This window comes from Sphingobium sp. CFD-2 (genome assembly GCF_024611135.1).
Lineage (GTDB): Bacteria > Pseudomonadota > Alphaproteobacteria > Sphingomonadales > Sphingomonadaceae > Sphingobium > Sphingobium fuliginis.
Genome location: NZ_CP084405.1, coordinates 137,951 through 160,309, shown reverse-complemented (window position 1 = coordinate 160,309; position 22,359 = coordinate 137,951). Strand labels below are relative to the sequence as shown.

Here is a 22,359-nt window from a genome sequence, read left to right as displayed (position 1 = left end):
AATGAAACGTTTCATATTTATTGTGGCGTTTGCATGAAGCCCGGCTCCCGCATGCCCTTCGGCCGCCGTTATTCTGGGAGAAGCACCCTATCGCTCGCGCCGAAGCCGACGGGAAGCGGATGCGGAGCATTTTAATATGAATCGTTTCATTGACACTATGCCATGCATGCCTATATCCCGTGATCCAGGGAATGCGCCCGGCGCGGGACCGGATATTTCTCCCTCCCTTGCAGACGATCCAATCGCGGAGACGTTCCGTCACCCATCTGCGGAGATCGGCGCCGGACCTTTCTTGTCGCGCAGCCCATTAATGGCGGCTTTGACCGCCGCGAACGGAGAAGAAGGCATGAGCAAATTGGCCGGAAAGGTTGCGGTCGTCACGGGAGGAAGCAGCGGCATTGGCCTTGCCACCGCGCAAGCCTTCGTCGAGGCGGGCGCCTATGTCTATATTACCGGCCGCCGCAAGGCCGAACTGGATGCCGCGGTGGCGCAAATCGGCGGGAATGTTGCCGGCATCCAGGCCGACTCGGCCCGGAAGGACGATCTGGAAAGATTGTTCAGGACGATCGCGGCGGACAAGCGGCGGATCGACGTGCTGTTCGCCAATGCCGGCGGCGGCGCAATCATCCCCCTCGCGGACGTGACCGAAGGGCATTTCGACGATGTTTTCGACCGCAATGTCAAAGGCGTGTTCTTCACCGTCCAGGCCGCCTTGCCCCTGCTGGTGGAGGGCGCGTCCGTCATCCTGGTGGGATCGACGGCGGGGAGCATGGGCAATGAGTCGTTCAGCGTCTACAGCGCCAGCAAGGCGGCCGTCAGAAATTTCGCCCGCAACTGGATATTGGACCTGAAGGACCGGCATATCCGGGTCAATACGCTCAGCCCCGGTCCCATTCGCACCCCTGCCCTGGTCGGACTGGCAGGCCCCGACGCCGATCAGCAACAGGCCCTGCTGGACCGCATGGCCAGCCTGGTGCCGCTCGGCCGCGTCGGGGAGCCGGAGGAAGTGGCGAAAGTGGCCCTCTTCCTCGCCTCCGACGATTCGAGCTACGTCACCGGCTCGGAGCTTTTCGTCGATGGCGGGCGCGCCCAGATTTAGCCGGGGCGGCCCTTGGCAAAGCGCGCAGGCGGCATATCCGCCTGCGCCTGCTCCATCCTCTATGCCGACACCAGCTTCTTGCCGAAAAGCGCGACCTCGATCTGCACCGTGTCGAGAAACTCGACTATTTCCGCAAAGCCATCGCCCTTGGCGTGCAGGAAAAAGCCGTAATAGGGCTGATCATATGTTCCATAGGCGGCCGCCGCGCGCCCGGACGCGCGCAGAAATGCCTTGTCGCCATCCACCAGCACGTCCGAGACCTTGATGTCCGGCGCGCCCGTGAAGCGCGAAAGGTGCGGCGCCAGGCGGGTGAAAAGATCGTCCACCCCCTCATAAACGCCCGACGCGGGCGTCGTGCCCGTCAGGATGTAGCGCCCGTCCGCATTGAGCATGCGGAAGGCCTGCTCAGGCCGTCCGGACTCAAGATGATCCGCGAATTGGCGGACCAGTTCACGCGTCGCTTCACACATATCGCCATCTCCTTGTTCGCCCCGAAAGCCGTTGCCGTGCAATCTCAGAGCCCCCCTCTCACCTCGGCTTGCTCCGTGTCCCGCGCACGCGCGCGGGCGCGGATATATTGGTAGAGATCCTCTATCTCCCGGTCCGAAAGGTCGTCGAACAGAGGCATTCCCCGCGAGACGAGCGCTCCGCCTTTCAGAATCTCCTTGAATGCTGACCGGTCCAGCGCCACGCCCGACTCCCGCAAATCCGGCGCGTTGCCCGAAGCGATCGCGGCGGCGCCGTGACACATGCCACATGTCAGCATGGCGTAGACTTTCGCCCCGGTCCGAACCCGTTTCGGGTCGAGCGCAAGGCGCGGATCGTCCAGCTTATGCACCACGAAATCCGGGGGCGGCGTCGCAGGCAGGTTCGCCTTTCCGCCCAGGGCGAAGCTCAGCAGCCGCCTCGGCTGAAGCCCATATTTCCAGCCCTGATCATGGCCCGGACCACCCATGCCGCCCATGGCGCCATAGCCCACGAGGATAGACAGATATTGGCGACCGTCCACCGAATAGCTGATGGGCGGAGCGATAATGCCCAGCTTGGTATCAAAGCTCCAAAGTCTTTCCCCAGTCGTCGCGGAATAGGCGTATAATTTTCCCGTATTCGTGCCCTGGAAAACGAGATTGCCCCCAGTCGTCAACGTACCGGCGTTGAGCGAAGTCGGATAATCCACGCGCCATCGCACCTTTTGCGCGACCGGATCCCAGGCCAGCAGCGACCCTTTACCGTCCAGCCGATCGCCGGGATCTTTCATGGGCTCAATGGCGGCGCCAATGCGGAAGCTGATCCGCTTTTCGTTCGGATCGACGTCCACGGCCTCCGCCCTGGTCAGCGCAGGGCCATATTTCATGCCCGACTGCATATAGGGAATATAGGCCAGGCCGGTCCGGGGATTATAGGACATGGCCTGCCAATTATGCGCGCCGTAATTGTCCGGATAGATGATCGCGGCCCCCTTTTCGCCGCGAATGCCGGGCCGCTCGACCGGCCGGCCGGTGGCCAGATCGATATGGTCGGCCCAAGTCACCTTTCCGATCTTCCCGGCCGAAATCAGTTTTCCGTCGGCGCGATCTATGACATAGAAGAAACCGTTGGTCGGCGCCTGCATCATCACCTTGCGCGTCTTGCCCTGCACGGCGATGTCGGCCAGGATGATGTCGGCGGTCGCCTTATAATCCCAAACCTCGTTGGGATTATATTGATAGTGCCATTTATATGCCCCGCTATCCGCATCGACGGCGACGACCGACGCCAGGAACAGATTGTCCTGGCCCTTGGGATCATTCGATCGGAACTTGTTGTTCCAGGGGCCGCCATTGCCGGTGCCGATCAGTATCTGATTGAAGCTTTCGTCAAAGGTGATGGCGTTCCACGGCGTGCCGCCGCCCCCATATTTCCACCATTCCCCCGACCAGCTTTTCGCGGCCATGGCCATCGCATCATTTTCAAACCCCTTCGCGGGGTCTCCGGGCACGGTGAAGAAGCGCCATGCGAGCTTGCCCGTCTTCGCATCGAATGCGGTCACATAGCCCCGGCTTCCGAATTCCGATCCGCTGTTGCCGATGATCACCTTGCCCTTGAAGGCCCGCGGCGCGCCGGTGCTGGTCGAATTGCTGCCGGGAACCAGGAAGCTGCTCTGCCAGACGAGCTTGCCGGTCCGCGCATCGACCGCCACCATCCTGCAATCGCGGGTCGCCACGAAAATCCTGCCGTCCGCATAGGCCACGCCGCGATTGGTCGCCCATGCGCGCCGAATATCGCGCGGCGCCGCCTCATTGGCCTGCGGATCATAGGTCCACAGCAGTCGTCCTGTCCGCGCATCGACGGCATATATATGGCCGAAGGCGCCGCTGAAATAGAGCGTCCCGCCCACCTCGATCGGGGTCGCCGCCAGCGCCGATTGCTCATCCAGATCAAGCGACCAGACGAGTCCAAGCTGGCCGACATTCTTGTCGTCGATCTGCGCGACAGGCACGAAACGCTGCTCGTCATGCCCATTGCCATAGCCGACCCAGTCGGCATCGCGCCCCTGGGTCGGCGCGCCAGACGAGCGGTTGCAGGCCGGCAAGGCCAGCAGCGGGACAAGGAGCAGAAAGCCGCCCCATCGGCTCTTTCGACGAACGGCTGGGCACGGCATTAATATCCCCTTTCCCCATGACTGAAGCATAGGCCGCATCCGCGAGCCAGACCGGCGCCGCAGGCAGACGGCGCGCCAGCATGCCTTCAGCGGCACGCCGGCCCGTTCAATGGATTGCAGCGCCTTCGCCGTCACCGACGCCTGAGCAAGAACTCCGGCGGCAAGGCGCCGGCGGATGCGGGCGAAAGGGGCATTGCCGGCCGGGGAAACGGCTCTACCCCGGACGGTAGGCCGCGTTCAGGCGCCCGCCATGGTCCAGACGTCCCGATCATCCTCCGGCGGCACGACCGCGGCGCCATACATTTTGGTCGCCATTTCGATCGGATCGTTCCATTCGATGATCTCGGCATAGCCTTCTTCCACGGCGCGGAACCAATAGCCGTAATAAGGCTGCGAATAGCTGCCGTAGCGGGCCTTGCCGCCCTGCCCCACCGCGCGCAACAGCGCCATGTCGCCATCGACCATGATGTGCGAGAATTTGATGGTAGGCCGAACAAGATAGCGCTCATATTGCGGGGCCATCTTGGTGAAACATTCTTCCTTGCTGAACTTGCCCGAAACGGGCGTGTTTCCTAGCAGTACGAAATAGCTGTCGGGCGTCATCTTATCCAGGACTTCCTCGTAAGTCCGCCCTTCGACATTATCGATGAAATGCTTGACCCATTTGCGCGTGTTCTTCTCGATCCGCAGCTTCTCTTCGATGTCCATATTCTCCGTGGACACTATATTGCCTTCGGCCATCCTCTCTCGCCTCTCTCCATTGGGGTGCAAGCCATCGGCATTCCGCCGACCTTGGACCATATTTACCCTTCGTCCGGCATCGCGTCAATGAAACGTTTCATATAATCAATAGCGGTAGGACAGCGTGGCGCCGAACGTTCTTGGCGCGGCCGGGACCTGATTGTCGCCAACAGGCGTGGCGGAAGGCCCCGCTATGACGAAATAATATTTGTCGAGCAGATTCTTGCCCCACAGCCTGATGTCCAGCGGGCCGTCGCCGGGCGTCCAGGAAATGCTGCCGTTGACCAACGTGTAGGAATGTTGGCGCAGCCGCTTGTCCGCCACCCAATAATAGCCGTCATTATACTGAACGCCCAGACTGGCAACGACTTCCCCGATTTGGGTGGGCAGACTGTATCTAGCCGACATATTGCCGACGAACTTCGGCGTGCGAGCCGTCGTCTCGCCCTTTGCGTTGATGGGGCCGCCAATATTGTTGCCGTTGGCGTCCCTCGGCTGATAGTTGAAATAATCCGTATAATGACCGTCCATGATCGACAGGGCCCCGCTGAGCTTCAGTCTTGCAGCGGGAACATAGTCGAAATTCGCCTCAAAGCCCTTTATCCTCGACCCGGCAGCGTTATCGACGACATTCCCGCCAAATTCGGAAACGTTCACCTGCTGATTCGTATAGTCATAATAGAAGCCGTTAATGTTCAAGCGAAGCTTGCGATTGAACAATTCAGTTTTCAGGCCAGCTTCATAGGATGTCAGTTTCTCCGGATCGAATTTTCCGCCGGGCTGAAGCAGATTATATCCGCCACTCTTGAAGCCCGTATTGAAGGAGACATAGCCCAGAATGTCCGGCGTGAATTTATAATCAAGCGCGACCCTGAAAGTCGGCTTCTTCACGCTTTGGCTATCGGTCAATCCACCCGCCGGAAAGAAGAATCTCTGCTTTTCCCAGGTATAGCGCGCTCCACCCGTCAGTTTCAGGCCGGGCAGGACTTCAACGGTCGCCTGAGCGAAACCGGCCAGGGATTCCGTCCGCTGCTGGTCGAAAGGCACATAGACCGTGCCGTTGACCGCGAAATCGTCATAGGAGCCCCGCGCATTATAATAGAATGCGCCAACCATCCAGCTCAGGGCCGCATCGCCCTGGCCGGCGATCCTCAGTTCCTGCGAAAAATTGCGGAAGCGCGTATTCCAGAGGATGTCGATGACGGGCAAGTCCGTTTGATCCTGATCCAGCCCGTAAACGCTACGCAATTTCCGATAGGCGGAAATGCTGGTGAGATTGCCCCAGTCGAAATCATGATCGACTTTCAGCGAGACGCCGCCTGACTTGACGGAGAGAGAATCGGGTTGATTAATGTTCGCATTGAACTTTCCCGGATAACCGATCGGTTCGGAAGCACCCGGAAGGGGGGAAGAAGACCCAGCTATTCGCTGATAACTGATCGTATTGGCGATGTCGGAATAGTCGGCCGAGACATGGACGATCGTCGCGTCGGACAGATCGAATTTCCATTTGTTGCGGACCGATATATTGCCGATCGCCTGCTTGTTGATCTCCGACCCGTCGAAGAAATTGCGGCCATATCCTTGGCCCTGATCCTCATACAAGGCCGAAATGCTGGTCGATACCGCATCGCTCAGACCGGTCGAGGCGTAGACCGAAGCGCTGACATATTCGTAATTGCCATATGTCACGGCGAAATCCAGATGGGGCTCTTGCGTCGGCTCCAGCGTCTGGACCTGGATGACGCCGCCCGTCGCATTGCGGCCGAACAAGGTGCCCTGAGGCCCGTTGAGCACGTCGATCTGCTTGACGCCCTTCAGGGAAAAGAGATTGGCGAGCGGCGCCGCCATATAGACATCGTCGACATAGATAGCGACCGCGGCTTCCGATGTGGGATCGAAGAGGTCCGATCCGACGCCCCGGATATAGGGGCTGGCGGCACCGACCTGACTGTTGAAGATCAGGCTTGGCGTCGCCTGGGCGAGATCGGAAGTGCTAGACACGCCTTGCTGCGAAAGAGCTGCCGCCGACAGGGATGTCACAGCGATCGGCACGTCCTGAAGACGCTCGCTGCGATGCTGGGCGGTGACCACAATCTCTTCCAACTGCCCCGTCGATAGGCTGGCCTCGCGTACGCTCGACGTCGCTGACTGGGCGTTTGCGGCAGCAGGCGCCGATGCGGCGGAGAGCGCCAGCAAGGAGCCATGCAACAGCCGGGACCGCACGATGTTTGAGCGCGAGCCCGTCCGACCGGAATATAGTGCCTGTGACCGCATATTCGCGTCCTCCCCCTTTTTCATTGTCGATTTTACGCAGCCGAGCTTGGCTCAGACATGGCGAAGCCGTTTCGCGCACCTATACAGTTCGAATCGAACTTGTCAATGAAACGTTTCATATAACATTGAATATCGATTGCTCCCCCGCCAGGGGACTCGGGAAGGGATGCTTCTGATGTTTGCATCGATCCCGGTTTCGCCCTATGTCGTGGGGGACAGGCACATGATCGATAAACGGCCGGGCCCTCATCCATCGGGCCGACATGCCGAGAAGATGCGGGTAAGAATAAGGTGGCGAAACAGGATACAAGACCCACGATCAGGCATGTCGCCGCATTGGCGGAGGTATCGCTTGGAACCGTTTCCCGCGTCCTCAACAACCATAATTCCGTCAAGCCGGCGATCCGCAAGAAAGTGCTGGAGGCCATCGACCAGCTCGGCTTCAAACCCGACGCGATCGCCCAGAGCATGCGCGTGGGATCGACTCGCACGATCGGCTGCATCTTGCGCGATCTCACCATCCCGCCGCTGATGGCGTTCATCAGCGCCGCGCACGACACGTTGGACGCGGCGGGCTTCTCGCTCCTCATCTCCAACACCGAAGGCCGCGAGGAACGCGAGCGCACCCTTCTTTCCAGCCTGTCCCGGCGCCGGATCGACGGGATCATATTCGGCAACTACACGCCAATCGTGGGGGAATTCCGGGATTTTCTACTGGAACTGAACGTGCCGATCGTGCTGTTCGATCGCAACGAAGCATCTTTCGACGCCGTCATCGTCGACCATCGTGCAGGCGTTTTTCAGGCGACCAAGAGCCTGCTGGAGCTGGGCCACAGGCGCATCGCGCTCATCACCGGCGATCAGCACCTCTATCTGGCGCGCGAACGTCTGCAGGGCTATCAGGAGGCGTTCGCGGAAATGGGCCTGTCGCCCGATCCCACCCTGCTCTCCTCGAAAAGCTTCCTCGCCAGCGCGGCCTACGACGTCGCCACCGACATGCTGCAACGGCCCGAGCCCCCCACCGCCATATTGGCGGGCGGCATGGACATGCTTTCGGGCGTGCTTCGGGCCGTGCACGACCGGGGCCTGCGCATTCCCGAGGATATTTCGGTGATCGGCGCCGCCAATTCGGACCTGGCGGAGCTGCATTCACCCCCGATCGCCATGATCGATTGGGATTATGCCAAGGTCGGCCGATTGGCGGCCACCCTTTTGCTCGACAGGATCAACGGCACCGCCGAAAGCGAGGCCCGGCATGTGATCGTGCCGACACATTATATCGCCCGTCCTTCGATCGGCGCGCCGCGAGCGGCGGAACCCGCCAAGCCCAAACCCAAATCCGCAAAGCCGAAAAAAGACACGGCGGCGGTAGTTTAGACGGGAAAGGGCGAACCGCGTCCGGCGGCGGCCTAAACGACCGCCGCCTGCCCGCAGACCGTCACACGGACCCATATCCGCCGTCGACCGGCACTATGGCGCCGGTGCAATAGCTTGCCGCGTCGCTCGCCAGGAACAGGACCGCCGCAGCCACTTCCTCCTGCTTTCCGAACCGCCCCATCGGCGTCATGTCCATCCAGACCTCAGCCCAGGCGCGAACCTCTCCGCCGATTTCCGCCGGATCGGTCATCGGCGCGGCGATATAGCTTGGAGCGACCGCATTCACCCGCACATTATGGGGCGCAAAGGCGACCGCCAGCGATTTGGTGAGGGTGTGCACCGCCCCCTTGCTGGTGCAATAGGGCAGCGGATTTTGCGGGCGCAGGCCACCGAAACCGGCCAGCGAGCCGATATTGACGATCGATCCCGCCCCCCTTTCAACCATGCGGCGCCCAAAAGCCTGCGAACAGTAGAAGACGGCATCGACATTCACCTCCATCGTGCGCTTCCATGCCGCCGCCGTGGTTTCGAGCGGGTCCATGACAAGCACGATGCCCGCATTGTTGACCAGAATATCGATCGGGCCGACATCCTCGGCCAATGCCTCCACCCGATCGGCCTGCGTCAGATCGGCCTGCCGATGATGCGCGAGCCGCCCGGCCGCGACCAGGGCCGACGCCGTTTGCTCGGCGGTTTCGCCATCGATGTCGACGATCACGACTTCCGCGCCCGCCTCCGCCAGCGCCCGCGCAATCTCCGCGCCGATCCCGCGCCCTCCACCCGTCACCAAAGCCCGGCGCCCGTCCAGGCGAAACCTTTCAAGATACATTCCGATCTCCTTTTCTTGCGCGCATCGGGGCGTGCCTGAATGATCTGGGATAAACGCGCTCAAACCAAGGCGGCGTTCAAATTCCCGCGCATCATGGCTAGCATCGCACGCGCCATCTTGCAATGAATCGTTTCATTTACTAGGTGACGGTCTCCCGCTGCTGAAGAACGGGGCGCCAGCCCTTGCGCCCGACAATCGGGAATCGATGCCCTCTTCAGATGGGATGCGACAGGAAGATGCACATGTCAGTTGAACCCGATCCGGGCCCGGATAGCGCGGTTTCTTATCCCGGCGATCGGCTGCTCTCCAGCGAGCTTCCCGCCTTGATGGCGCAGGCGCGCCGGATTCGCGACGGGGGTCACGGCCGAATACGCACCTTCTCCCCGAAAGTGTTCATCCCGCTCACGCATCTCTGCCGGGACGTCTGCCATTATTGCACTTTCGCCAGGCCGCCCCGGCGCGGCGAGCCCGCCTTCCTGGACCGCGAGGCGATTTTGCGGATCGCCCGCGCCGGTCGCGACGCCGGCTGCACCGAAGCCCTGTTCACTCTGGGCGAAAAGCCGGAACTGCGATATGCGGCGGCACGCCACGCCCTGTCGGAACTGGGCCACGAAACGACCATATCCTATCTTGCCGAAGCCATGCGACTCGTCCTCGAAGAGACAGGACTGCTGCCGCATGCCAATCCCGGAACCCTCTCCCGCGACGAGATGGCGTTGCTCAGAACCACGTCCGTTTCCCAGGGCCTGATGCTGGAAAGCACATCGGAACGACTGTGCCAGCCCGGCGGCCCGCATCATGGATCGCCGGACAAGGCGCCTGCGAACCGGCTGGCGACCATCGCCCTTGCCGGCGAGCTGCGGATTCCCTTCACCACAGGCATACTGATCGGCATCGGAGAGACGCGTGCCGAACGGCTGGAAACGCTGGGCGCGATCCGCGAATTGCACCGGCGGCATGGCCATATCCAGGAGATCATCGTCCAGAGCTTCCGCGCCAAGCCGGGGACCAGGATGGCGACGGCCCAAGAGCCGGACCTGGAAGATCTGCTGTGGACGCTGGCCGCCGCCCGCATCATGTTCGGGCCGCAAATGCACATCCAGGCGCCGCCGAACCTGTCGGCGTCCGATTACCCGCTTCTGCTCGACGCCGGGATCGACGATTGGGGCGGCATCTCTCCCGTCACGATCGACCATGTCAATCCCGAGGCGCCCTGGCCCCATATCGCCAAACTGCGCGATCATACGGCCGCTGCAGGCGCGACGCTGGTTCCGCGCCTGCCTCTCTATCCCGACTTCCTGCGCGACCTGAACCGGTGGGTCGACCCGGCATTGACGCCCGCCATCTTGGCCAGGAGCGATGGCGGCGGCTTTGCCCGGGAAGACCGCTGGACGGTCGGTGATGCCGGACATCCTGCGCCTCCCGCGCCATCCTTGCGCCATCGGTCCGCCCACCCCTCGATCCTCTCTCTGACCGAGCGAGCCATGGCGGGCGACGAACTGGCTGAGGATGACGTCGCCCGGCTGTTCACCGCCCGCGACGATGATCTGGCGAGCATCTGCGACGCGGCGGACAGGCTGCGCGCAAAGACCACCGGCGACGCGATCTCCTACGTCGTGACGCGCAACATCAACTATACCAATATCTGCGGCTATCATTGTCATTTCTGCGCCTTTTCGAAAGGCAGCCGCCACGATGCGCTGGGCGGACCCGCCTATAATCTCGACCTGGACGAGATCGCCCGGCGCACCGCCGAAGCATGGAACCGGGGCGCGACCGAGGTCTGCATGCAGGGCGGCATCCATCCGCATTATACGGGACAGACCTATCTCGACATTTGCCGCGCCGCCCGCGACGCGGCGCCGGGCATCCACATCCACGCCTTCTCCCCGCTCGAAATCCATCACGGCGCCGGAACGCTTGGCATTTCCCCCGCGGCATTTCTCGAAAGATTGCAGGATGCCGGCCTGTACAGCCTGCCGGGCACCGCCGCCGAGATCCTGGACGATGAGGTGCGCGCCCAGATCTGTCCCGACAAATTGTCCACCGCTTCATGGCTGGACATCGTCGAAACCGCGCATCGGGTGGGTTTGCGCACCACCTCCACCATCATGTTCGGCCATGTCGACCGGTACGAGCATTGGGCGCGCCATATCCTTGCCCTGCGCCGTCTTCAGCAGCGCACTGGCGGACTGACGGAGTTCGTGCCTCTGCCCTTCGTATCGAAGGAAGCGCCCATGGCCTTGCGGGGCCGCTCCCGCCAAGGCCCCACATTCCGGGAGGCGGTGTTGATGCATGCGATCGGCCGGCTCGTCCTTCATCCGCTGGTGCCCAATATTCAGGTGTCGTGGGTGAAGATGGGACTGGAAGGCGCGCTGCACTGCCTCCGGGCGGGCGCCAACGACTTTGGCGGCACCTTGATGAATGAGAGCATCTCAAGGGCCGCGGGCGCGCAGCATGGACAGGAATTCTCGCCGCCCGAGATGGAAGCGGCGATCGGCTCGATCGGACGCCGGCCCCGGCTTCGCACCACCCTCTATGCCGATGCGAGCGAGGAACGGCGCGCAAAGGCCTTCGCCGCCGCCCCCCTCGCTCCGGTGGTGCTGACGCCGCCGCATGGCGCGGCGCGCAAGCCGAAAAGCCCTCTCTCCTCCCAACTCATGACCTGCGGGAATTCACTATGACGACAGACAAGCCGACCATTGCGGTCGTAGGCGGCACGGGCAATCTGGGCTGGGCGCTCGCGCGGCGGTGGGCCAAGGCCGGCTATCCGGTGATCATCGGATCGCGCGACGCGGCGAAAGCCGAAGCCGAAGCCTCCCGACTGAACGGGGAACTGGCTTCTCCGGCGATGCGGGGAGCCAGCAATGGGGAGGCGGCAAGGCAGGCCGACATCATCGTCGTCACCGTGCCTTTCGCCTCCCAGACCGCGATATTGGAGGACATACGGCCGATGGTCGCGGGCAAGCTGGTCGTGGACACGACCGTTCCCCTCATGCCGCCCAAAGTCGCCCGGGTGCAGCTCCCGCCCGAAGGCTGCGCCGCTCTGGTCGCGCAACGCATGCTGGGGGACGATGCGCAGTTGGTGTCGGCCTTTCACAATGTCGCGGCCCACAAGCTCGCCACCGACGAAAACGTCGATTGCGACGTGCTCATATTCGGGGATCAGAAGGCAGCGCGGGCGCGCGTCGTGGCGCTTGCAGAAGCGGCCGGGCTGCGCGGTCTCCATGCGGGGCCGCTCGCAAATTCGGCGGCGGCCGAAGCGCTCACCTCCGTGATGATCTTCATCAACAAAAATTACGCCGCCGATGGCGCGGGGATTTGCATCACCGGCTCGATCGCGCAACTGGTGGATTGAAGGCTCTCCGCCGCGCCGGTCCCCGACCGGACGGCCTTCGTGTCAAAGTGAACAGGCTGACGCCGTTCGGATAAAGGACGAATAAAATGGGAGAGACCGTCAGCGGCCCGCGCTATATCTCCGGCAAAGGCCATTCCGGGCCGGCTGCTTCCCCCTATCTGGCGGATGGCCGTTATGCCCATTTCGTTCTTTTCGTCCTTCTGGGCGTATATTCCGTCGCCTGGATGGATCGCACGATCCTCTCGATCCTGGCCGAAGACGTTAAGCGGCATTTTCAGCTCACCGACGCCCAGCTCGGCTTCCTGCACGGCACGGCGTTCGGCGTGTTCTACGCCCTGTTCGGCTATCCGCTGGGCCGCTTGGCCGATCAGTGCAGGCGCGTTCGCCTGATGTCCGTATGCCTGGTCCTGTGGTCGGCCATGACCGCCTTTTCCGGGCTGGCGGCGAATGTCGGGCAGCTTGTCGTGGCGCGGATCGGCGTGGGCATCGGAGAGGCCGCGGCGGCGCCGATCTCCTATTCGCTGCTGTCCGACTGGTTCTCCCGCACGCGTCGCGGGATGGCCTTGGGCATATATGGCGCGGGCCTTTATCTCGGTCAGGGCCTGGCCTTCACCGCTGGCGCCTTCGTGGTGGTCCGCTGGACGGAGACCTTCGGCAAAGTGGGACCATTCGGCCTAGAGGGCTGGCAGGCGGCCTTCCTGATATTGGCGATTCCGGGCATGGCGCTGGCGGTGGTCGTCTCGGCGCTGCGCGAACCCTTGCGGGGGCTGGCCGACGGGATCGAAAGGCCAAGCACGCCGGGCCTCTGGTCAAGCTTCTTCGACGATGTCGCGAGCGTGATCCCGCCCTTCACCCTGTATCAGACGGCGCGCTGCGGGCCGCGCATATTCGGCCATAACATCCTCTTCGCGGCTTTCGCCATCTTGCTGAGTTGGACGCTCATCCATGCGACGGGCGACGTGCTGCAATGGCTTGCGCTCAGCTTGGTATCCTACGCCATCTTTTCCTCCGCGCAGATCTTGCGGACCCGCGATCCGGCGGCCCATGCCCTGACCTGGCGCACGCCCGCCTTCATGTGCGCGACATTGGGCTTCAGCCTCGCTTCCATGCTGACCATCAATCTCGGCTTCTGGACCGCGCCGCTCGCCCTTCGCTCCATGGCCCTGGATAAAGCGACCGTCGGCACCGTGCTGGGCCTCACCACGACCATATTCGGCATGCTGGGCGTCATATCGGGCGGGCGACTGGCGGACCTGATGCTGCGCCGAAGCCCGGCAGGCCGGATTCATGTCGGCCTGGCCTCCGTCATCATCCCGATCCCCTTCGTGATCGGCATGTGCATCACCCGGAATCCAACGGTCTTCTTCCTGTTGAACGTCCCGGTCGTGTTCTTCGGCATCATGTGGCTGCCCGCGGGCGCCGCCACCATCCAGGAGCTTGTCATGCCCCGCATGCGCGGCACGGCGGCGGCCATCCTGTCCCTGATGAGCACCTTCATCGGATCGGCGTTCGGCCCCTATCTCGTCGGCAAGGTATCGGCCGCCCAAGGCAGCTTGTCCATCGGCATCCTCGCTAGCCTGCCCGCTTCGCTCGCGGCCTTAGCACTGCTCTGGATCGCCCGTCGCCAGGTTCCCGCAGCCGAAAGCTCGAAGGCCGCCAGAGCGGGGCATGCGGAAGATGCCGGCGCGCGCGTGAAATCCCGCCCTCAAATATGAATCGTTTCATTGCACCACTGGAGAGCTGCTGCTATTGTCGATTCAACAGCGCAAGGGAACGCTGGCGGGGATGCTTGGCAGTCCAAAAAACGAAAAGGCAATAATCATGCAGCATGGAGAGCGCCTCGCAGAACAGGCGAAATTATTGTCCGAAGCACCGGAATATTTCCTGGAAATGCCGACCGCCGACCTCTTCGCCATCGGCGGGGAAGAATTGGAGGCGATTCAACTCTCGCTCCTGCAACGCCGCTTTCAGGAATTGCGGCCCAGGATCGCCCTGCTCGATCGGCTCGCTTCCGAAGCCGGGATCACGCAGATCAACGATCTTTCCGACCTGGCTAGGCTTGGCCTGCCTCACACGGTCTATAAATCCTATTCCGCACAAGATGTCGAAGAAGGGCGCTATGACCGCCTGACCGCCTGGCTCGACGCGCTGACCGCTTTCGACCTTTCGCATATCGACGTTTCCGAATGCGCGTCCCTGGAATCCTGGCTTCGCCGCATCGAGGAGGCGACGTCGATGCGGCCCATATCCTCGTCCGGAACGACCGGCAAAATATCGATCCTGCCAAGAGGCCTGCCGGAAGACGCAGCCCAGCTCGCTTTGCTCGTCCGGTCGTTCGAACCCTATCGCGACGAACCCGGCATGGACATTCGCGATGGCGACGTCACGCTCCTGATGCCATGGCCTGCGGACAGCGGTCGGCAATCTTACAGCTATTTCATAGAGTTGCTGCGATGCACCGTCTATGCTGGCCAAGAACATCTGGTGAAGACCTTTGCCAAGGGCCGCGTGACCGCCGACGAATTGAGTCTCGCCAGCCGGCTTCGCCGCGCCGAAACCATGGGGGAGGAGATCATCCTCTCCGACGCGGAAAAGCAGATCGCTCATCAGGTCAACGAACGGCTGCGGAACATGGACGCCATGACCAACGCCTTCATCGACGAAGCGATCGTCGGACAGAAGGGAAAGCGCGTCCTCATCTTCAGCTTCCTCCAGAAGCTCCACGAGCTGGCGGCGATCTGCAAGGAACGCGGCATTAAGGCGGAATGGTCGCCCGACAGCGTCATCATAACCGCCGGCGGCACCAAAGGCTTCGACTTCCCCGATGGATGGCAAGAAACGCTTCGCGAAATATTCCCTTATCCCATCAGGGACAATTATGGGATGAGCGAGACCACATCGGGCGGGATAGGTTGCTCCCAGGGTCATTTTCATCCCCTGCCCTGGGGGATCAACATGGTGCTCGACCCCCAAACCGGAGAGGCCAGGCCGCGCAAGGGCAGACAGACGGGCAGGCTGCTCGTCTACGACCTGCTGGCAACAAGTTTCTGGCCGGCCACGCTCTCCGGAGATCTTGTCACGATCGACTTCGATGGCGGTTGCGCGTGCGGGCGGGAAGGCCCTTACACCCTTGCGACGATCGCCCGCCTCGAAGCGGATCAGGGCGGGAATGACAAGATCAGCAGCGCGCCGATGCTGGAGGCGTTTGCGAAACTGGGCGCGTTCACCTCGACCCTGTCATGACCGGCTGAAGCGCCCTTGCCTGCGTCGCAACGTCGAAGAGAAAATCGAAAGAGGCCATGATGATCCGGAACGTCTATATGATGAACCTCAATTCCCTCGACGCCTTGCCGCGCTGGGAAAGATGGTATTGGCGTCATCATGCGCCCGAAGCCGTGGAAGCTATGGGGCCATGGCTCCGCCGCTATCAGAGTTGGCGGGCGATCCCGGAGCGGGAGGACTTCAGCCCGCTCGGTCATTATAATTATCGCTGGACCGAACTCTGGTTCAACGACTTCGAGATCATGGACCGCCCGCTCGTGCTGACCTGGTGGGATGGGCAGGACGTGGAAAGCGACACCCCCCTTGAAGACCCCTATCATGGCGGCTGGTCGGGGAGCATGGATGGGCCCCATCCGATCGCCCAATCCTGGGTGCCCGCCATTCCCCAGATCAGGATCGACAATCATCCTTCCGCGACCGAGGAACCGGCGGCGTTCCGCTGGACCGGGCTGATCCGCTTCCCCACGGGGGGAGAAGCGGCGGACCGATGGTTCACCGATCATGTCCTGGCGGGCCTGGCGCGTACCGAGGGCGTGCTCCGCATCCGGTCGAGCCGGACATTGCATGTGCCGGAGGATATTCTGCGGAACCTTTCGAGCCGGGAGCCGCAGCAATTCATATGGGAACGCTTCTTCGAGATCGATGTCACGCGATTGAGCATTTTTCGTGCCGCCGCGCTTTCGCTGCTGGAATGGGACCCGGACAAACGCAGGCTCGCGCATGGGGTCGAGCCCTATCGGGATCTGATCAGCATCGTCACGCTCGAACGCCCGGATTGGCGCCTCCACGACATCGTGCCGAAAGGATGACATCGGCAGTCCCCGCCAGCCCCGCATCCCCCCAATGGCAAGCTGACATCGGCGCGCGAAGCAGATATGATGAAACGATTCACGGTTTAAATCGCATTTCAGGAGACGGACATGAAATATGACATTCGCTTGTTGACCAAGGCGGCCGACGATCTGCTCAGGAAAGTCACCAATCCCCGGCATCGCAAGATATTGATCAACTACCGCCGCCACGCCATTTTGGAGGTCTGCGGGCGGTATGAGGAGATTCTGGCGGAAGATTTGACGGTCGAGAACCCGGATTATCTGATGTATGTCGGCGGCGCGCCCGTTCCCTATAAGGGCCGGGACCGGGTCGAAGCTCTCTACGGTTCGATGGTCAAGACCAATATCTGCGTCATGATGTTCGAAAATGAACTGCTTCGCGTCGACGATACAGGTTTCTCCACCAGGGTCACCTTCCATATCTTCATGCCGGCCGCGATCGCGATCCATTTCGGCGCTCCGATCGAAGCCCATCAGCTTGACGAGATGGTCATCCAGACGACCGACCGGATCATGGTCTGGGACTATAATGAGGATTGCAAGCTGACGGGCGAGAATATCTGGGTCGGCGGCGCCAGCTACCGCATCTGCCCGCCGGACGAGGTGATCACCATCGAAGAGTGCAATCGGATTCTCATGCCGCTGATCGACAAGGTTCCCGAGCCGGGTTGAACCGGCGCAACCGACGGGCCGAGCGGCCGCCAATGGCTGCCGACGTCGAAAACCGCGATAGGAGTATGCAATAATGACTGGAAGCACCACGCCCGAATGGCCGAACGGGGTCAGGGCGCTCAACAAGCTGTCCGCCCCGATCCGGCAGATCGGCGTCATCGTCCGCGACATCGACGCCGCCATGCGCTATTGGAGCGAATTGACCGGCGTCGGCCCGTTCGTGGTTTTCCGGAACCTCGCCCTGGACGATGACTATCGCTATCGCGGCCGCTTGTCGAAGCCCCCCGTCGTGGACCTCGCGCTCGGCTATTCGGGAGCCATCCAGTTCGAGCTCATCCAACAGCTCAACGATGCTCCCAGCGGTTTTCTGGACTATATCGCGGCCGGGCAGGAAGGCATGCAGCATGTCTCGCCGCAATTCGCCTCACCGGAGGAATATGACGCGGCTTATGCGCATCTCTGCGGCAACGGGCTGGAGGTAGTTCATGAGGGGCGGATGAAGGACACGCCGTTCCGGATCGCTTATTTCTCCCTGCCCGGCGGCGGATTTCCACAATATGAGATCAGCGAGGTCCGCCATCCATCGATGGTGCCCGCCTTCGACCGCATTCAGCAATTGAACGAGGAATGGGACGGCACGACTCCGGCCGTGATCGAGATCATGGACATGGCGGAAATGGGTAAGGTTCTGGGATTAGAACCTTAGCTCGTCTTTGCACGATCCGGTGGCGAAGTCGAGTGCCAGGACTACGCGCAAGTCTCAGAGAGTGTTGATGAATGTCTCCGAACCAGAACTGGAGGCCGGCGGCCATTGCGTTACCGAATGTGCCGCATCGACTGCCCGCATTACGGACATTGGGCTCTCGGCTTTCTTCCCAAGGTACGGAAGCCGCTCGAAGAGCTGAGCCTCTATAGTCACGGCATGATGAGGAAAATCAACTCCGCTTCCAGATCTTTCGGCATGGGCACCGCCGTTATTGGCGATCCACAGAAAGTAGGCGACTGCCTCGCTCAGACGGCGCGGCATGGATAACCGCGTTTTGGTCGGCGGCCGACCGGCAGCTATTCCGCTGTCAGGCCGGCTGCTCAAGCCTGGATGACTGACCGCCTTCGGGAATGGTCGGCAATTGCACCACCCCCCTGCCAGAACCGCGTAACGCAGCGTCGCCATGTCGTCGTTCACGAGCCGGGACGCGTGCGTGACGCTTGCCGTTTCACCCCCGGCATGTTCGAGATGCCAATGATAATCGCGCGACGCCGGCCTCAGGACGACGCTGGGCAAGCGGTTGAGATCGGCTGGAGAGGAGAGCGCCCTAGCAAAATGACCGCATGATCACAGTGGCCGACTTTGCGCATTCCAGTTCCTCCAGGCTGAGCTTGCGGACTCATGGCGTCTCAGGAAAGCGCAGGTCGCTGAGGCCCCTAGCATGATCGACCGCCAAACCGACTTCCTTGTCGCGCAAAGATGCCGCCCATCCAAAAACTCCTTCAGTTCGGCCGGGTCGGTTCGCACGAGCCTGCGCTGTCTTCCCCTTCGCTTCCCCCAGGGCAATCAGATCGTCCTTCGTCACGTCATGAATGGCCTTGGCCAACTTGGGTTCGACATAACGGGCGAATAGGGTGATCTTGTCCGATATGGTCCGCGGCTTGTTCTTTCGTTTGGACCGTGAAATTCGACCCTTCCGGACGGCTTCCATGCGAGATCATGGGCCCGCTTGACCGCCATCGTGGCAAGCCGCTCCGCCTCCCGCCAAGCATCGCGCGGATCAATACCACTTTCAATCGCGACATTGAGTTCCCCTGCCCACTTCCGTGCAGCCGCGATGGCAAACGCCGGATAAGAATCGAGCGTTCGCCTCAGAAAGGCGCTTCGGGGATATCCAGCGCATATATTCCATGTCTTCCTGCCGCTCAGCAGTAGTTGGACCGAAAGCCCGGGCGTCAGGGGGGCATTAAGGGAACCCTTCACCAATCCATCGATCAGCGAGGGGGTAAGCGTAGGCATGCGAGTCATAGCCCGATATCCTGGTCGGCCCCTCCCTCGATGAAAGCGCGATAAAAGAGGAGTCAAATCCGGCCCAAATGAGGCGAACCGGGCCAACTCTCTTCTACGATGATTCTGACACAAGTCATGGGAAACGGGCCAAATCTAGAGGATTCAGCTGGCTGGGGCGGCAGGATTCGAACCTGCGCATGGCGGTACCAAAAACCGCTGCCTTACCGCTTGGCTACGCCCCAGCATCGCCCGGACATCGCCGGCGCGGATCGCCATATAGCGCCTGTTGCGCGAAAGGAAAGCCTAGTCATTATTTTCCGGAACCGCCAATATGCGCGCGCCCTTTCCTCTCAGCCTGGAACCGACCGGCATGTCCGCGCCCCATTCCCCATCCCCCGTCCCGACATCCCAGATCGCGCCCGCTTCACCGCTTTTCCTGCGCGAGGATGAGATCCGGCGCGGCATAGAGATGCTCTATTTCGGCTATTCCGCGCTGACCCGCTCGATCGACGAAGGGCTCGCCGCGCAGGGGCTGGGCCGGGCGCATCACCGCGCCCTCTATTTCATCTCGCGCCAGCCCGACCTGACCGTCAAGGACCTGCTGCGCCTGCTCGCCATCACCAAGCAGTCGCTGGGCCGCGTGCTCAACGACCTGATCGAGCAGGGTTATATCGAAACCCGGCAAGGCGCCAGCGACCGGCGGCAGAAATTGCTGCGGCTGAGCCCGGCCGGCGTCGCGCTGGAGGCGGAGCTGTTCCGCGCCCTGCGGGAAAAGATGGCCGCCGCCTATGCCCAGGCGGGGCAGGGCTCCGTCACCGGCTTCTGGCGCGTGCTGGAGGGGCTGATTCCCGATCAGGACCGGTCCATGGTGTTCGGCCTGCGCGGCCGGTGAAGGATCGTTACGCAACCTTATCGCCGCAGGGGCGCTTATCTGCTCTTTGTTGAAGGCAAGATAAGGGTGAACCCATGCGCACATCATTCCTGACCGCCATGTCGGCGCTGACCGTCCTCGGCGCATCGGCCTGTTCGGAAAAGGCGGCCGACAATCTGGAAAATGCCGGCTCCGCGATCGGCAGCGACGTCGGCAATACGGTCGACCGGGCGGGCGACAGGATCGAACGGGGCCTGGACGAGGCGGGCAATGCGATAGACGAAGGTTCCGGCCGCCTCGGCGCGGCCATGGACAATGCCTCCCGCGATGCGGAGCGGGAGGCGCGCGAAGCGAAGCGGGATGTCGGCGCGGCGATGGAACGCGCGGGCAACGACATCCGCAACGACTGACGGCACGGAAAAGAACTGGGGAAAGGGATCGGAAAAACGCCGCGCCCTGCCGACCGGACGGGAGCGGCGCTTGACCTGAGCGGCCATCCGCAGCACCAGCGACGGCATGCACGGCGCCGCACCCGAAACCCCCTCCCGGCTGATGATCGGGCGCCCGGAACTGGCGCTGATCGGCATCACCCTGCTGTGGGGCGGCACCTTCCTGATCGTGCATCAGGCGATGCGGCACAGCGGACCGCTGTTCTTCGTCGGACTGCGCTTCGGCACCGCCGCCCTGATCGCCCTCCCCCTCGCCCTGCCGGTCTTGCGCGGCGTCACGCGGCGGGAATGGCTGGCGGGGACGATGATCGGCTGCGGCATCTTCACCGGCTATACGCTCCAGACCTGGGGCCTGCGGACGATCCCCAGCAGCACCTCCGCCTTCATCACGGCGGCCTATGTGCCGCTGGTCCCCATCCTGCAATGGATCGTCCTGCGCAGGCGGCCGCGCCTCGCAAGCTGGATCGGCGTGGCGCTGGCCTTCGCCGGCCTGCTGCTGATCGCCGCGCCGCGGGACGGGCTGTCGCTCGGCCGGGGGGAGGCGCTGACGCTCATCAGCACGCTCGCCATCGCGCTGGAGATCATCTTCATCAGCCTCTGGGCGGGCCGCGTCGATGTGGCGCGGGTGACGTTCATCCAGTTGGCGGTGACGTCCCTGCTCGCCTTCGCCTGCATGGTTCCGGCCGGAGAGGCCGTCCCGCCCATCAACTGGATCGTCATGCTGTCGGCCTGCGGGCTGGGCCTGATGACGGCGCTGATCCAGCTGGTGATGAACTGGGCGCAGCGCAGCGTGTCGGCCACCCGTGCAACGCTGATCTATGCCGGAGAGCCCGTCTGGGCGGGCCTGATCGGCTGGATCGCGGGCGACCGCCTGCCCGCCAGCGCCCTGCTGGGCGGCGCGCTGGTGGTCGCCGCCGTCATCGTCAGCGAAATCCGCTTCGGCAAGCCTTAGAGCGCGCCGGGAGCAGCCGACCCGCAGCCGATCCGATGCAGCCATAGAGGAACCCGCCACAGCGGCGGGACACTAAGAGCATCGTGCGCAAAAGTGGGAACCGGTTTTGCGCACGATGCGACAACAAAAGCTTGGAGCGCACGGCCTGCGCAGGATCTAACGCAGCGCGCTCTAGCGGCGGAACACCGGCGCGCGCTTCTCGAAGAAGGCGGCGAACGCCTCCTGCGCCTCGGCGGATTGCATCGTCTGCTGGAACAGGCGCGCCTCCTCCTCGATCCGCTGGTTCAGCGCCGCCGGGTCGCCCTTCATCAGCCGGCGCGTCGCGGCAAGCGCCTGGGGCGGCTTGGTCATCAGCAACGCCGCCTTCTGCCGGGCATGGTCCAGCAGCGCGTCTGCCGGGACGATCGCCGTGACGAAACCCGCATGGTCGGCGGTCTGCGCATCCATCGGCTCGCCCAGAAGCAGCATCGACGCCGCCTTGGCATAGCCCAATATGGCCGGCGCCAGCAGGCTGGAGCCCGCCTCCGGCACGATCCCCAGATTGACGAAGGGCATGATGAACCGCACGTCGGGGCTCGCATAGACCAGGTCGCAATGGAACAGCATGGTCGTCCCCACCCCCACGGCCAGACCCTGCACGGCGGCGACCACCGGCTTGTCGAAGGCGGCGATGGCGCGGATGAAGGCGAAGGCCGCCTCCCCGCCCTGCGGACCGGACATGAAATCCTTAAGGTCGTTCCCCGCGCAGAAGGCGTCGCCCTTGCCCGCGAACAGCACGGCGCCGATCCCGTCCCGCGCGGATGCGTCGGCCAGCGCGGCGGTCATGGTGCGGTACATGTCGGCGGTCAGCGCATTCTTCTTTTCCGGCCGGTCGATGTGGATTTCGACGACGCCCTGATTTTCGACAATGGCTATCCCTTCGCTCACGACCGGAGTCTCCTTGCTGTTCTTCCGCCCTTGTCACGGATGTCGCCGGTGTCGC

At 62.5% G+C, this 22,359-nt stretch carries 19 protein-coding genes, 1 tRNA gene and 1 pseudogene; 12 read left to right on the top strand and 9 right to left on the bottom strand.

All coding sequences use genetic code 11. The features are described from left to right. The first annotated feature begins 346 nt into the window (after positions 1 to 346). A complete protein-coding gene (locus LDB29_RS00750; RefSeq protein ID WP_025547191.1) occupies positions 347 to 1,099 on the top strand; it encodes an SDR family NAD(P)-dependent oxidoreductase in 753 nt (250 codons plus the stop codon). A gap of 59 nt (positions 1,100 to 1,158) precedes the next feature. On the opposite strand, the gene LDB29_RS00745 is transcribed toward LDB29_RS00750, so the two are convergent. The 4 genes from LDB29_RS00745 to LDB29_RS00730 form a co-directional block, all read right to left on the bottom strand. Continuing rightward, positions 1,159 to 1,569, bottom strand: coding sequence for a nuclear transport factor 2 family protein (locus tag LDB29_RS00745; RefSeq protein WP_025547189.1), 411 nt, complete (start codon positions 1,567 to 1,569; stop codon positions 1,159 to 1,161). Positions 1,570 to 1,613: 44 nt separating this feature from the next. Then, entirely contained in the window at positions 1,614 to 3,740 is a 2,127-nt protein-coding gene (locus tag LDB29_RS00740) for a PQQ-dependent dehydrogenase, methanol/ethanol family (RefSeq protein WP_099186189.1), read from the bottom strand. A gap of 237 nt (positions 3,741 to 3,977) precedes the next feature. Next, positions 3,978 to 4,481: a hypothetical protein gene (locus LDB29_RS00735; RefSeq protein WP_025547183.1), complete on the bottom strand. Its 504-nt coding sequence runs from the start codon at positions 4,479 to 4,481 to the stop codon at positions 3,978 to 3,980. 105 nt (positions 4,482 to 4,586) lie between these two features. Next, positions 4,587 to 6,758, bottom strand: a complete 2,172-nt coding sequence (locus LDB29_RS00730; protein ID WP_257555680.1) for a TonB-dependent receptor — start codon at positions 6,756 to 6,758, stop codon at positions 4,587 to 4,589. 291 nt (positions 6,759 to 7,049) lie between these two features. On the opposite strand from LDB29_RS00730, the gene LDB29_RS00725 reads away from it, so the two are divergent. After that, positions 7,050 to 8,135: a LacI family DNA-binding transcriptional regulator gene (locus tag LDB29_RS00725; protein WP_200887603.1), complete on the top strand. Its 1,086-nt coding sequence runs from the start codon at positions 7,050 to 7,052 to the stop codon at positions 8,133 to 8,135. A gap of 61 nt (positions 8,136 to 8,196) precedes the next feature. On the opposite strand, the gene LDB29_RS00720 is transcribed toward LDB29_RS00725, so the two are convergent. Further along, a complete protein-coding gene (locus LDB29_RS00720) occupies positions 8,197 to 8,964 on the bottom strand; it encodes an SDR family NAD(P)-dependent oxidoreductase (RefSeq protein WP_025547178.1) in 768 nt (255 codons plus the stop codon). Positions 8,965 to 9,206: 242 nt separating this feature from the next. On the opposite strand from LDB29_RS00720, the gene cofH reads away from it, so the two are divergent. From cofH to LDB29_RS00685, 7 genes are all read left to right on the top strand, one after another. Continuing rightward, positions 9,207 to 11,648: a 5-amino-6-(D-ribitylamino)uracil--L-tyrosine 4-hydroxyphenyl transferase CofH gene (gene cofH, locus LDB29_RS00715; RefSeq protein ID WP_099186988.1), complete on the top strand. Its 2,442-nt coding sequence runs from the start codon at positions 9,207 to 9,209 to the stop codon at positions 11,646 to 11,648. Continuing rightward, positions 11,645 to 12,322: an NADPH-dependent F420 reductase gene (npdG, locus tag LDB29_RS00710; RefSeq protein ID WP_025547176.1), complete on the top strand. Its 678-nt coding sequence runs from the start codon at positions 11,645 to 11,647 to the stop codon at positions 12,320 to 12,322. Before cofH ends, npdG begins: the two co-directional genes overlap by 4 nt. 86 nt (positions 12,323 to 12,408) lie before the next feature. Next, positions 12,409 to 14,037 (top strand): MFS transporter, encoded by a 1,629-nt coding sequence (locus tag LDB29_RS00705; protein ID WP_257555678.1) that lies wholly within the window; start codon positions 12,409 to 12,411, stop codon positions 14,035 to 14,037. A gap of 106 nt (positions 14,038 to 14,143) precedes the next feature. Continuing rightward, on the top strand, positions 14,144 to 15,565 hold the full coding sequence (locus LDB29_RS00700) for a hypothetical protein (RefSeq protein ID WP_025547173.1): 1,422 nt from the start codon (positions 14,144 to 14,146) through the stop codon (positions 15,563 to 15,565). 56 nt (positions 15,566 to 15,621) lie between these two features. After that, positions 15,622 to 16,413, top strand: coding sequence for a hypothetical protein (locus LDB29_RS00695; RefSeq protein WP_025547172.1), 792 nt, complete (start codon positions 15,622 to 15,624; stop codon positions 16,411 to 16,413). 111 nt (positions 16,414 to 16,524) lie between these two features. Further along, entirely contained in the window at positions 16,525 to 17,109 is a 585-nt protein-coding gene (locus tag LDB29_RS00690; protein ID WP_025547170.1) for a hypothetical protein, read from the top strand. 73 nt (positions 17,110 to 17,182) lie between these two features. After that, positions 17,183 to 17,815: a VOC family protein gene (locus tag LDB29_RS00685; protein ID WP_025547168.1), complete on the top strand. Its 633-nt coding sequence runs from the start codon at positions 17,183 to 17,185 to the stop codon at positions 17,813 to 17,815. A gap of 679 nt (positions 17,816 to 18,494) precedes the next feature. Here the strand turns inward: LDB29_RS00685 and LDB29_RS00680 are convergent. The 3 genes and pseudogenes from LDB29_RS00680 to LDB29_RS00675 form a co-directional block, all read right to left on the bottom strand. Continuing rightward, a complete protein-coding gene (locus LDB29_RS00680; RefSeq protein WP_025547166.1) occupies positions 18,495 to 18,806 on the bottom strand; it encodes a hypothetical protein in 312 nt (103 codons plus the stop codon). Between the two features lie 59 nt (positions 18,807 to 18,865). Next, a pseudogene (locus LDB29_RS29350) lies at positions 18,866 to 19,114 on the bottom strand (integrase arm-type DNA-binding domain-containing protein); the annotation flags it as partial. 158 nt (positions 19,115 to 19,272) lie between these two features. After that, positions 19,273 to 19,347: transfer RNA gene (locus tag LDB29_RS00675), tRNA-Gln, on the bottom strand. A 128-nt stretch (positions 19,348 to 19,475) separates the two neighbouring features. Between LDB29_RS00675 and LDB29_RS00670 the strand changes: the two genes are divergently transcribed. The 3 genes from LDB29_RS00670 to LDB29_RS00660 all read left to right on the top strand — a co-directional run bounded on the left by LDB29_RS00670 (position 19,476) and on the right by LDB29_RS00660 (position 21,377). After that, the gene (locus LDB29_RS00670) at positions 19,476 to 19,997 is read left to right on the top strand and encodes a MarR family winged helix-turn-helix transcriptional regulator (RefSeq protein ID WP_025550834.1); all 522 of its coding nucleotides are present in this window, start codon (positions 19,476 to 19,478) and stop codon (positions 19,995 to 19,997) included. A gap of 74 nt (positions 19,998 to 20,071) precedes the next feature. Next, on the top strand, positions 20,072 to 20,386 hold the full coding sequence (locus LDB29_RS00665) for a hypothetical protein (protein WP_099186197.1): 315 nt from the start codon (positions 20,072 to 20,074) through the stop codon (positions 20,384 to 20,386). A 106-nt stretch (positions 20,387 to 20,492) separates the two neighbouring features. After that, positions 20,493 to 21,377 carry a DMT family transporter gene (locus LDB29_RS00660; RefSeq protein ID WP_025550836.1) on the top strand — a complete coding sequence of 295 codons (885 nt, stop codon included), beginning with the start codon at positions 20,493 to 20,495 and terminating at the stop codon, positions 21,375 to 21,377. A 171-nt stretch (positions 21,378 to 21,548) separates the two neighbouring features. Here LDB29_RS00660 and LDB29_RS00655 read toward each other — a convergent pair whose 3' ends face one another. Continuing rightward, positions 21,549 to 22,304, bottom strand: coding sequence for an enoyl-CoA hydratase-related protein (locus LDB29_RS00655; RefSeq protein WP_025550838.1), 756 nt, complete (start codon positions 22,302 to 22,304; stop codon positions 21,549 to 21,551). Positions 22,305 to 22,359 lie beyond the last annotated feature (55 nt).